Annotated in this window: 11 protein-coding genes and 1 pseudogene; 8 read left to right on the forward strand and 4 right to left on the reverse strand. The window is 42.6% G+C overall.

Annotated elements, in window-relative coordinates; genetic code table 11:
• Positions 1–75: 75 nt before the first annotated feature.
• Positions 76–892, forward strand: a pseudogene (locus AACU32_RS22550) (IS5 family transposase).
• Between the two features lie 124 nt (positions 893–1,016).
• On the opposite strand, the gene AACU32_RS22555 reads toward AACU32_RS22550, so the two are convergent.
• On the reverse strand, positions 1,017–1,979 hold the full coding sequence (locus AACU32_RS22555; RefSeq protein ID WP_096603391.1) for an undecaprenyl-diphosphate phosphatase: 963 nt from the start codon (positions 1,977–1,979) through the stop codon (positions 1,017–1,019).
• Between the two features lie 416 nt (positions 1,980–2,395).
• Between AACU32_RS22555 and AACU32_RS22560 the strand changes: the two genes are divergently transcribed.
• Entirely contained in the window at positions 2,396–3,175 is a 780-nt protein-coding gene (locus AACU32_RS22560; RefSeq protein ID WP_339378179.1) for a DUF3120 domain-containing protein, read from the forward strand.
• Positions 3,176–3,497: 322 nt separating this feature from the next.
• On the opposite strand, the gene AACU32_RS22565 is transcribed toward AACU32_RS22560, so the two are convergent.
• Positions 3,498–4,844, reverse strand: a complete 1,347-nt coding sequence (locus tag AACU32_RS22565) for a serine hydrolase (RefSeq protein ID WP_096603393.1) — start codon at positions 4,842–4,844, stop codon at positions 3,498–3,500.
• Positions 4,845–4,994: 150 nt separating this feature from the next.
• On the opposite strand from AACU32_RS22565, the gene AACU32_RS22570 reads away from it, so the two are divergent.
• Positions 4,995–5,540: a putative signal transducing protein gene (locus tag AACU32_RS22570; RefSeq protein WP_096603395.1), complete on the forward strand. Its 546-nt coding sequence runs from the start codon at positions 4,995–4,997 to the stop codon at positions 5,538–5,540.
• A gap of 1 nt (position 5,541) precedes the next feature.
• Here AACU32_RS22570 and crtH read toward each other — a convergent pair whose 3' ends face one another.
• On the reverse strand, positions 5,542–7,044 hold the full coding sequence (gene crtH / locus AACU32_RS22575) for a carotenoid isomerase (RefSeq protein WP_096603396.1): 1,503 nt from the start codon (positions 7,042–7,044) through the stop codon (positions 5,542–5,544).
• 403 nt (positions 7,045–7,447) lie between these two features.
• Here crtH and upp point away from each other — a divergent pair, with 403 nt between their 5' ends.
• From upp to AACU32_RS22590, 3 genes are all read left to right on the forward strand, one after another.
• Positions 7,448–8,098 (forward strand): uracil phosphoribosyltransferase, encoded by a 651-nt coding sequence (gene upp, locus AACU32_RS22580; RefSeq protein ID WP_096603398.1) that lies wholly within the window; start codon positions 7,448–7,450, stop codon positions 8,096–8,098.
• Positions 8,099–8,174: 76 nt separating this feature from the next.
• Entirely contained in the window at positions 8,175–8,528 is a 354-nt protein-coding gene (locus AACU32_RS22585) for a hypothetical protein (protein WP_096603399.1), read from the forward strand.
• Between the two features lie 133 nt (positions 8,529–8,661).
• Positions 8,662–8,940, forward strand: coding sequence for a YggT family protein (locus AACU32_RS22590; protein ID WP_096603401.1), 279 nt, complete (start codon positions 8,662–8,664; stop codon positions 8,938–8,940).
• A gap of 84 nt (positions 8,941–9,024) precedes the next feature.
• Here the strand turns inward: AACU32_RS22590 and AACU32_RS22595 are convergent, their stop codons facing one another.
• Positions 9,025–9,555: a biotin carboxylase gene (locus AACU32_RS22595; RefSeq protein ID WP_445223187.1), complete on the reverse strand. Its 531-nt coding sequence runs from the start codon at positions 9,553–9,555 to the stop codon at positions 9,025–9,027.
• A gap of 317 nt (positions 9,556–9,872) precedes the next feature.
• Between AACU32_RS22595 and AACU32_RS22600 the strand changes: the two genes are divergently transcribed.
• Entirely contained in the window at positions 9,873–10,484 is a 612-nt protein-coding gene (locus AACU32_RS22600) for a hypothetical protein (RefSeq protein WP_096603402.1), read from the forward strand.
• Positions 10,485–10,525: 41 nt separating this feature from the next.
• Positions 10,526–11,479, forward strand: coding sequence for an alpha/beta fold hydrolase (locus AACU32_RS22605; RefSeq protein ID WP_339378180.1), 954 nt, complete (start codon positions 10,526–10,528; stop codon positions 11,477–11,479).
• The last annotated feature ends 815 nt before the right edge of the window (positions 11,480–12,294 follow it).

A 12,294-nucleotide genomic window follows, 5' to 3' on the forward strand; every position in this document is an offset into this window, starting at 1 on the left:
AAAGTCGGGAATGTTGTAAAAAAGCTCTCTCAGTATACGCTGTGAATAGATAACAAACAGCACCGAGAGAGTGGTATGAGTAAAGCATACAAGAGCAACCTGAGTTTAGAGCAATATAAATTGATTAGTGACCTAATTCCGGAAGCGAAACCAGGTGGTCGAAAACGTGAAGTCAATATGTGGGAGGTGATTAACGCGATTTTCTACATTTTGGTAGAAGGAGTTAGATGGCGATAAGCCTTCGGCATAGCTTCGCTTACCGCTGCCTGGAGACTTTCCAGCTTGGCAGACGGTCTACACACAATTGGGAACTGGCGTAAAGATGGAACTTGGCTAAAAATTCATGACAGCCTGAGACAATGGGTTCGGATAGAAAATCAACGCCAACAAGCGCCCATCCGAGGCAATAATTCACAGTCAAAGCGTGAAAAGCGCCGCAATGGTCAGCAAGTTAGTTGGTTTTGATGCAGGTAAAAAGACCAAAGGACGTAAGCGATTTATGACCGTCGATACCTTGGGATTAGTGTTGAGGGTTTTAGTCACCGCAGCCAATGTAGCTGAACGAGAAGGAGGAAAACAAGTTCTCAAACGGGTCAAACAGTCTCATCAAAAGATATCTCGTTTGACAACCATCTGGGTAGATGGTGGTTTTGATGGAGAACCTTTTATGCAGTGGGTGATGAATGTTTGCCGTTGGATTGTGCAGGTAGTTTTGCGATCGCAAGAGGCTAAGGGTTTTGTGTTGCTCAAAAAACGTTGGGTTGTAGAGCGAACTTTTGGTTGGCTCATGGGATGTCGCCGATTAGTTCGCGATTATGAGTTATTGCCCGAAACATCCGAGACTTTTATTTATCTTGCAATGATACGTATTATGGTGAGGCGATTGGCATAATTTTTAGCCCTCAAAAACTTTTCAAACAACCTCTTAAGCACAGATTTTAAAATTGCATTTTTGTGCAATTGTGTCAATATTTTTTGCTGCTACAGTGGTCAGTGCATCTGACCACTGTTTTTTATTAAATATTCTTCAACAAACCGGCACTAATTGCCCCTAGTATGGCGACACCAAATGCCAATCGATACCAAATAAACACCCAGGTGCTGCGGGTTTTGAGGAAGCTTAGTAATCCGGCGATCGCAATATAGGAGAAAATGGTAGCCGAAATCACGCCTGCAACTAAGGGAATCATGGCTGCACTACTTAATCCTGCGCCTAAAACATCTTTTAACTCAACTAACCCGGCGAGAGTAATGGCGGGAATCCCTAGCAAAAACGAAAACCTCGCGGCTGTTTCCCGTTCTAATCCCATAAATAACCCCCCTGTCAGGGTAGAACCAGAACGCGATACACCAGGGATTAATGCTAAACATTGCGCCAAACCCATTAATAGCCCATCATTCATTGTCAGCTTTTCAAAGTTGCGTTCACGTTTACCTAGTTGTTCCGCCAATCCCAGCAACAGCGACATAACTATAGAAGCAATGGCGATCGCACTTAAGCTTCTGATCGGAGAATTATCATAATCAGGAATTAATTTTTTGATTAACAGTCCAAAGAAAATAATTGGCAAAGTCCCCAACATTATCCCCAAAGCCAGCCGCAAGTCATAGTCATGATAATCTTTAAGGGCGATCGCTCTTACCGATCCTTTAACAATTCGTGCCAAGTCTGGCCAGAAGTACCACAGCACAGCAGCAATACTACCCAATTGAATAATTGCTGTAAAAGCGACCCCCGGATCACCCCAACCCAGCACCACAGGTACAACTTTTAAATGGGCTGTGCTACTAATTGGTAAGAATTCCGTCATTCCTTGGACGAAACCTAAAATAATCGCTTGCAAAATATTCATTTGCTGCACCCCATCAGCCGCCCCGTTAGGCTCGGCGCTGAGAACTTGCAGCGGAAATGCGGCTACTGAGACAGTAGCAGATACCGCACTTAACATTACGAACCATTGACGTTTGAATAAAGCCATCAGTTTACCTGCGATCGCTGACACTACAACCAATTAAACAAACAACTACCTGGGTAACTTGCCAGGATAAACATAAAACAAAACTGCGGGTTGTCATTTATCCCCACAAAGACGCGCCATTAATTTAGCACTCTCCAATTTTGAGAGTAGCGGTTAATAGCTAGAGTTTCTCTGAAATAGATTAAGCCTTGACGACAATCTTTTAAAGTTTGTGCGATCGCTAATTAGTCATTTGTCATTTGTCATTTGTCATTTGTCATTGGACATTTGTCTTCATCATCTCCCCACACCCCCCTCATCCCCCTCTGCCCCCCTCCATTTCTCGAAAAATCAGGTAAAATAAATATGCCCCTGGGGGGGATTCTGCGGTGTGATATCTTAAGTAAGATAAAGTTTAGTAACAATTATTAAAAACGTTGATTAATAATACATTGACCTCATACAGTACTTCTACTGCCTCTATTGATACAGAAGGTCTCAGCATTAATCAGGGGCGCAAAGGCATCGGTGAATTAGAGACGACACTCTCGCAATCTCCCAATCTGCCAATTGCTCCAGCTTCCACAAAAGTTTGGCTAGTGCTGGCGGCGGCGGTGTTTTTGGTATCTGTACCAGTGTTTATTGAAGCACCACTAGTGCGATCGCTACCAAGTTTAAGTTTGGCGATGACAGGATTGTGGGTATGGCTAAGTTTTACCTTAATGTCACGTCCTGCAACTTATCTTTGGGGTGATTTACTGCTGGGTTTTAGCTGGAGTTGGCTAGCAGGCGCAATTTACTGGGGATGGTTACGTTGGGAACCTCTATGGCATTTACCAGTAGAGTCTATAGGGTTACCCTTCGCCTGTTGGTGTCTGGCGCGGAATTGGGGCAAAGTTGGTAACTGGTTTTATTTAGGTTCTTTATTCGGTACAGTCTTAACGGATGTGTATTTTTATGTAGTAGATTTAATGCCCTATTGGCGGCAAATCATGCAAGTAGAACCCGATCGCGTCTCACCAATTTTACAAACTGCCGTCCTGCAAGTACAAACACCTTGGGGGGAAGGTTGGGCAGTAACTCTCGCTTTGGTACTGTTAACTTTTGGGATTGTACCCTTATTTAAAAAGCAACGACACTGGTATGCCTTTAGCGGTGCCGTTTTAAGCACCATTTTGGTAGACAGCCTATTTTTGTTAGCAGCAATTTTAGTTTGAGGATAGATCCGCGCTATGCAGGGTTTAACAGTGCTAAACCCCAGAGACAAATGTGTTTTTCCGACTATACATATTTGGTATTTTTTATCAATCCGTAAGTCCTAACAAGTAGCCCTTTCAAGGTGACTCGAAAAATCTTTGCTTTCTTCTCTGCGTCCTTTGCGTCTTCTCTGCGAGACGCTGCGCGAAGGCGGTGCAAAAATATTTTATTTAACCACAGAGTCACAGAGAACACACAGATAAGAGATTAAAAAGGCATTTTTTTACCAACATTTTTAACCACCTTGAAAGGGGTAGTCTTAACAACTAGTATTTCAATGTTCTAGAAATTCCCGTTGTCACGAGAACTAACCCCAGCCACAGGATTGGGCTGATTGAGGTAATTGTAAACAAGCTGGGAAACCTGGCGAATAAAGTCTCTACCGCGCGAATCTTTGTAAGGACGTTTGACAAAAATAGCTGCTAAGTAACGCTTACCATTGGGCATAGTGACAAATCCCGCATCGCCAATGAGAAAACCGATATCTCCGGTTTTATTGGCGATAACAGCGCCTTTTCCTAAACCAGCAGGAAGCAGAGTGTGAATACTAGTGTGACGCAAAATATCTAAAGCTTGTTCTTTGCTTGAAAGAGAAACCAGCTTGTTATTAACTAACAAAGCCAATACTCGCGCCATATCTTGAGAACTGGTGGTATTAGTTCCTCTCAAGTCAGCCAATAATCGCCTAATTACGGTGTCTTTCAATCCCCAACTGCGGAAACGCTGATTGAGTTTCGCCGCCCCACCCAAGCGATCGATAATCATGTTGGTGGCGGTATTATCACTAATAGTCACCATCTTGGTGATAGTTTCTAAAGCTGTGTATTTCTTGCCCACTCGCTCATACTGCATTTCTCCAGAACCGTTGGTTACCAAGTCACCACGCATCGTCAACTTTTCATCCAGCCTGACTTTACCAGCATCTAAATCCTGAAAAAAGGCAATGAGAATCGGCAGTTTAATTGTACTAGCTGCGGGGAAAACGCGATCACCTCCAATATCCAAATAATTCCCAGTATCCAAATCGAGGAAAAACATCCCTGTTTGGAGAAAACTGTAGCGATTCATCAAGGCTTTAATCTGCGGTTCTAAAGCCTTCATCGATGAATTCAAAGGGACAACACCCGCAAATAAATTTTTGTTAGTCACGATTGGCGGTGTGCTGGGTTGTTCTGTAGTCACTACCGGGGGAATATTTGGCGGAGTTACTGCCAATCTTAATGCTTGGGGTACTTGCACAGACCAATGATTGGCAGATTCTTGTTGCAGCTTAACTTGGGCTGGATCTAAGGTGTAACCGGGCGCTACAGTAATTAGTATGCGAGTAGTATTAGCATCAAACTGTGCAATCTGAATTTTTTGCGTTACCGCCCCTATCCTTTGACTTACTTGGGGATAGCCAAGGGTAACTCCTGGTAAATCAATTACTAGACGGGTAGGATTAGCTAGCAGTTGCACTCTCGGTTGTACATTTTCATCTGTGGTAAAGTCCAGATGATTGCGGTTGCTATCAAAATGCCAATTGGCAATTGTCGCCGCTTTCACCGTTGAACCAACCAGCAAGGTACTTAAAAAGCTGGCTAATACCCAGCTTGCTTTAACAAGATTGTGTGTGTGTGTGAGTCGCATTAGTTAAAACTGTCCGTCAGAAAAGGATGCAAAAATTAACAAAGTTGCTGGCTATTAAAGCACAATACTGGCAATTTGTCAGAATGATCTAGTGCCGCAATCCTTTTACAGTGAATGATTGGTATTTCCGGAAAAACTTAGCTCAAACTTATGGCTCATAATTTTGTCACAGTAGCCACCTTTAGCAACTCTATCGAGGCTAACCTAGCAAAGCAACTTCTGGAAGCTGAAGGTATTAGGTCATTTTTAGCCAACGAGTCCACCGTAGACTTGGCTTGGCATTTAACTGTAGCTGTCGGCTGGATTAAACTACAAGTTCATGAGTCAGAAGCAGCACAAGCTAGGTTTATTTTGGGGTCAAGCAACTTGGATGCTCAATCTGTTGCTGAGGGTGATGAAACTACAGCCCAAGAACAGTTGTTTGTTCAAGATGAAGCAGAAGATGACGAGATAATCAAAGTTTCATGGGCAGACCAAACAGCAGACAGAGCATTTCGAGTTGCTGTCATTGGTATAATTATTATCTTTTTACCTTTTCAGGTATATTCGCTCTGGCTATTGGTGCGTCTACTAGTCTCGCGCGATGCCTGCGGCGGGCTACGCCTACGCATCAGTCACAATAGACAATGGAAAGTTATTGCAGCACTGCTACTAAACTTACTCAATCTTTTTATCCTCTGGATAATGTTTTTTTGAACTACAAGCCCAAATCTACGGCAATTCTATGGGCGCAAGCAAAGCCAGAAAAGGCGACTGCGTTTAACCCCTGACCAGGAAAAGTACTATCCCCTACACAGTACAATCCCGGAATTGCTGTGCGATTAAATCGCATCCCCAATAACCCCCACAACTTGCGCCGGGGGATAGGCCCATAAGTCCCATCTTGTCGCCCCAAAAAACGGCGATGGGTGCGGGGTGTCCCTACTTCCAAATAATCCAAGCCAGCATTTAAACCAGGGAAGATTTGCTCTAATCGCTCAATCATTCGCCATGCGGCTGCTTCTTTACGCGCTTCATACTCAGTTTCACTTAGCCCCTGCCAATTATCTATCCAATCAGGGGTAAAAGCATGAATGATGTGATAGCCTCTAGGAGCCAAGTCTGGGTCAAGTAAAGTGGGAATTGAAACAAAAATTGTGCCTTGGGAGACAGTCATTTCCTGCCAATCTTCTAACAATATATGATGGCACTCGGTTCCTGGAGGCAGAACTGACTTTTCAACCCCCATGTGCAAACTCAAAAAGCTCGGAGATTTTTGGTAAGTTTGTTGCCACTTTTTCTCATTATGGGGTATTGACTCTACAGGTAATAATTTTTCAAAAGTATCCCAGCGTGTAGCGTTAGATACTATGCGTTTACCCTGATAGACTTCACCATTAGCCAATTTTACGCCTACAGCTTTTCCTCGTTCAGTGAGAATCTGTGTAACTCTTGCTTGATATTGAATTGTTCCCCCAGCTTTTTCTAAACCCGCTACCAATGTTTGCGCAATTTTTCCGACTCCGCCTTTAGGGTAATTAACTCCGCCATAGTGTCTATCAGAAAATACCATGCCCGCATTAATCATGGGTGTCATATTGGCTGGAACTACCGACCAGCAATAGCATTCCATATCTATAAATTGCAACAACTGGGGATCTTTGATGTAACGCCGCGCCACATCTCCCGCATTTTGCGGCAAATATTTAGCTAATCCCAGACAAGCTAAAGGATGCTGCAAAAATACTCGTAGCAAATACCGAGGTTCTTCTAATGACAACAAATCTATGCTGTTGAGGCAGTTAAAAACTTGCCAGCATTCGTCATAAAAACGACGAATCCCTACTTTTTCATGAGGAAAATAAGCAGTAAGATTTTGCAAAAATTTTTCATAAACCCGGTCAACTTTCAAATTCAAACCATTGGGTAGATGGTAGTGAATCTGTACGGGATCGGCAATTGTTTCTAAGCTGACATTCACAGCATCAAGGGCGCGGGTGAGTAAATTTGTAGTTCCCTTAGACCCCATACCAAAAATCATTGATGCTCCCACATCAAAGCGATAACTCTGATGTTCAAAATAGCCTGCACTACCACCTGGTATCACATAGCTTTCTAATACCAGCACTTTAGCTCCCTTTGCGGCTAACTGGGTTGCACTCACTAACCCACCAATCCCAGAACCAATGACAATTACATCAAACAAAGAACTAGAAGTCATAATAATTCAAAATTAAATAGTCAGTTGTCAGTTATCAGTTGTCAGTTGTCATTGATTATTTCTTTGCGTCCCCGCATCTGCTTGTCTCCCTCATCTCCATATTCTCTAAAGAGTGAATTTTTGCAAAAAAACCGGATTCTTAGATTTAAATTTTGAATTTGTTAATTTACCTGCCAAAAAAAGAGGGACAAGCCTGCTGCTGCTGGCTAATCCCGTCTGCCGATCCTTAAAGAGAGGAGAACACTTGATATTAATATAACCTTGATTGAGAATAGATGTCAACTGTTAATGAAAAGAATTCTCAATAAATTTTCAGTTGTTGATTTTAGCTGCCAGTCAGAGGCAGGAGGGAGTATCATTATTCTTCAGTTCTTATATAATTAGAGACCGCGAGTTTTTGGCTATGACGCTACAACTGCGTGTTTATGTTCCACCCCATCCCTTGATTAAGCACTGGTTAACAGTTGCTCGTGATGCTGCCACGCCTTCAGTATTATTTCGGAGTGCGATGGTAGAGTTAGGAAGATGGTTGACCTATGAAGCAGCAAGAGAGTGGTTGCCGACGCAAGAAACAACGGTGGAGACTCCTTTAGATTCTGCGCCAGCAACTGTGATTGATACACAAGTGCCTGTGGCAGTAGTACCGATTCTGCGGGCAGGTTTAGTGTTATTAGAAGGGGCACAAACTTTATTACCCTTAGCTTCGATTTATCATCTGGGCTTAGTGCGAGATGAAGAAACACTACAACCTTTGTGTTATTTAAATAAATTACCAGAAAAATTTGATCCTCAGACGCGGGTATTAATTACCGATCCAATGTTGGCTACGGGAGGTTCAATGATGGCAGCAATGGCAGAATTAACACAACGGGGTGTTGATCCAGCCTTAACGAGGATTGTCTGTGTAGTGGCGGCTCCCCCAGCTTTGCAAAAACTCAGTGCGGCTTATCCTGGTTTAATTATTTACACAGCGACGATTGATGAACAAGTCAACGACGATGGGTTTATTGTACCGGGATTGGGAGATGCAGGCGATCGCACCTACGGGACTTAAGCTACTATGCAGCTAGGGTAGGAAAATAACTTTAACTAGTGAAAAGTCCCAAAGTTTCGTCAAGGCGGTTAAGGATATGAGTCAGCGTGATGGTTTTGTCAGTGGATTTTTTGTCGGCGCAATTTTCGGTAGTGTTGTGGGTGGCGCTCTAGGAGCCTTGATTGCTACTCGTCAAGATCAGGAATTAGCAGCAGATGAAGAAGCAGAACTGACTAATAACCAAGAAGAAGCGAGGAAAATAGCTGGAAAACGGCGTCAGATGCAACCTTCCTCAACAGAAGGGCTAGAAATGGAAACAGCAAGGCGATCGCTAGAAGACAAAATTGCCCAGCTAAATGCCACAATAGATGAGGTACGCAAGCAACTCGGCAATGTCAATGGCACTTCACCGCAAGCCATAAATGAGCGTTCTTACACGAAAGATTCTTAAAGACTAACGACGTGGTGAAAGCGCCCAATTGTGATGCTATATGCCAACACAAACCGCAGACACCATGACCTAGACTAAATTAAAATCTATGATAAGACCTTGTTTGTCAAATTAGCAGAAAACCGAACTATCCATGAATCTACTGATTACTACACTGGCTACTTTCATCCAGATTTATACTGTGTTGCTGATTATTCGGGTTCTTTTGACCTGGTTCCCCAATATTGACTTTTATAGTCAACCATTTGCGGCTTTAGCTCAAATCACCGACCCTTATCTGAATCTTTTCCGCTCAATTATTCCTCCACTGGGCGGTATAGATTTTTCCCCTATCCTCGCTTTCTTAGCGCTGAATTTAGTTGGTGAGTTGTTGCAAAATTTAACTAGGCTGCCAATTGTTCAGGGGTTTTAGTTAACACTCAAATACAGGCTGATGTAGAGACGTTTTCATGTTAAACGTCTCTACAATTTTCATTGTTCTCAATTCCCAGACAGCTTACTTCCGAACCTGACCGCTAAACCCAGCAGCTTTAAACTGCTTCAGCTTCAACGGGGTTGGCTGATTTGCAGGTACAGAAATCCGCAGTTCAAAATCACTGATACCTGGGGGAATTTCGGCGATAGAACCTAAACGGGTGCGGTTTTGTAGCACTGAGTCGTTGTTAGCATCATAAATCCGTCCGAAAATATCCGCATCATAGACGGTTTTATAAGTAGCATTTTCCGCCTTACCCGTGACAATAAAGCAGTTAGCCGCCCCAGAACCGCTACTAATGACAGCACCTTGTGCCAGTTCTGGTGGACAATCTTTATAAGAAATATCAAAGAGTTTAATTTGTGTCAGCGCTACAGCCGGGGGAGTAAATACCCAGAAAAAGACACCGATGAGACAGGAAATAAAGATTACCTTGATTTGTCTTAAGTACAAAGTCCCAATAGGTGCAAGTAATCGCTGTTGCACAGAGTAGTTTGACCTAGCTAAGCCTAGGAAATTCAACCAAGATGTTATGCTGCTTTTGTTTTCCATATCTCAAAAGTAATCTTATCGATGTTCCCTAGAGGTAATTTATTTTTTGGTATTTCCTAGATATATCACTAAGGGACTGACAAATAAAAAAACATCCCAATCATAAATTTGCTTATCCTATCACTCGTAAGGGTGAGGGCGGAGTTTCCCTAGCCCTACAATCAACCCAAAATTGACAGGGGGATGAGGCAACAAGAAAACAACTCAGCAATGACAAATGACTATTGACTATTGACATTCCTTACCAAAGATATTGGAGACTTTCATTAAACTTTTGTAATAATTAGGGAAAATAACCCTTAACTTGTTATTAACATATGACTCCGGATGAGATTAAAGGAGCTTTGCAGGCAGCATTTAAGTGTTGTGATGTAGCCAGCTGTCCTCTCACTGACATGCAGAAACAGATATTACTGCAAGTGGTCGAGCAAATTCCCGGAAATTCTAACTTTGGAGTGATAGAGATTGCTAATCCGTTAGATGAGTTGACTCCAGAAGAATTGACAGCATTTTTGCAGTTTGTCAAAACACAGGAACAGGAAAACGGTAATTGGAAAGCGCAATTGCTCAATGATTGGCTGAATGCGTCTGACTCTGGCGAAGTACAATTTATTCGGGAACGCTACGGTTTGCAATGGCTCAATCGCCTTCAGTCATATCATTTTGATAAATATGTTTATTTTGAGGATGCGCTAAAACTCAAAGCAGGCGATCGCATTGAAATTTCCAATGCGATGTGGGAATGGGTACAAGACGATGGCCCCTGTAAGCGAGAATGGTTTGACTGTCTGGTGCTGCAAGTCCAGGAAATTAACAATGGTAATGGTTCCTGTAGCAATTGCATTGTCCGCTTCAATAACGGGGCTGAATACGAAATTCAAGGAATTTACGAATGGAACCGTTATAATTGGCGCTGGTCTAAGAATTAGTCACAATACACATTTGCAAGATGTTATCATCTATCAACAGTATGATACTGTTAGCTACAACTTGCTATCAGGCGATCGCTTGCTTGATAGAAGATCGTCACTCTCCACCTGGTCAACTCATTGATGTAGGTGGCTATAACTTGCACCTTTATACTGCGGGCGAATTTGGCCCGACAGTCGTCTTAGAACACAGTTTAGGCGGAATCGAAGGTTATTTACTGCTTCCAGAAATCGCCAAGCTAACACGAGTTTGTATCTACGATCGCGCTGGATACGGTTGGAGCGATCATAGTCCTTATCCGCGCACCAGTCAGCAAATTGTTACAGAACTCGATAATCTGTTAACCAAAGCCGGAATTGAACCACCATTAATTCTCGTCGGAAATTCCTTTGGTAGCTATAACGTGCGGTTGTATGCACAGCAATTTCCCGAAAAAGTCATGGGGATAATACTTACCGATGGACTCCATGAGACAGCTATGTTGAAAATGCCGATGCATTTACAATGTTTGAAACTGTTTTTTCTCTCCGGCTTTGTGATGTCCTTTTTAGGCGCAACTCTCGGTATTGTGCGATTACTCAAAGCGATTGGTACATTTGAAGCGATCAAGCGCGAGTTAGGGAAATTTCCTCAAGAAACTTTAAAACCAGTTAAGCGTTCTTTCTGTCGTCCCAAACACTGGATTACCATGAGTCGGGAAATCTTAAATCTCGATACTAGTAGTCGCCAAGTTGAATCAGCCAATTATTTTGGTGCATTACCGATAGTTAGTATTAAAGCCAATACTTTTTTCCATCCTTCGCCTTGGACGTTATTTCTACCTAGTAGAGCAGCGAATCTTTTACGAGAGCAAATGCACGATGAATTACTCAACTTATCAAAAAATTGTGTGCAACTGCAAGCCGATCGCAGTAGCCATTTTGTCTGGATTGACCAACCAGAAGTGATTGTGACGGCGATTTTGCATATTCTGAAAAATTGCGATCGCAATTAATATTAACTAAGTTGTTATATAGCGTTTCTCTCTCAAGTGACGTAGGGGAACCCCTTTCCCCATTGGTGTCAACTTAAGTCAAAACGCTTATTCCACAGGCATTTTACCCCACCCCTCAATCCCCTCCCCGCAAGCGGGGAGGGGAGGTTTTGCGCCAGCAAAACTGGGGTGGGGTAACGCGGATCTTGATGGTAGGTGATTTAATTCAAAATTAAGTCTTGATAAGGGTTTCACGTTAAGTTGACACAGGTGCCCTTTCCCCCTATCCCCAGAGGGGGACCCGATACCCCCAACCCCTCAATTTATCGAGCAGCAACCAGCCCTTCAGAAAGCCCTCCAGTTTCAGCAGTCGCTTATGGGGAGCCACTGCGTTGCTCTGGACACAGCGCTGGGCGGCTTTTCCGATTTGAAGCTACGACTTAAAACATAAATAAACTTAATAATAAATTAAATATATAAAATTAATTACTTATATACTACCTCTTGCTACAATCCTTTCTCTGGCTCATTTACAGAAATATGAAGTGAAGATGTGACTTAGTGAAACTTTTTCAGAAAGGAGTAATCGAAAATATAGTGATTGTATAGTAAACTGCTTGGTTAACAGCATTTTTTCATTTGGCATAGGTGGTTGATTTATACCAGGCTTTCCTACTAGTAAATTTTACTGTCTTATCTTTCTCAATAATTGTCTTAAGTGTCTTATCTGTCCTTGCATTGGCTTTTTTGAAATGTGATTATATTGTTATTAAGGTAATGCGATCGCTATACGAATGTATCATTTATCTTTCTTGAATTCTTTTTAACCAATTCAT

The organism is Calothrix sp. NIES-2100 (genome assembly GCF_963875285.1).
Taxonomy (GTDB): domain Bacteria; phylum Cyanobacteriota; class Cyanobacteriia; order Cyanobacteriales; family Nostocaceae; genus Aulosira.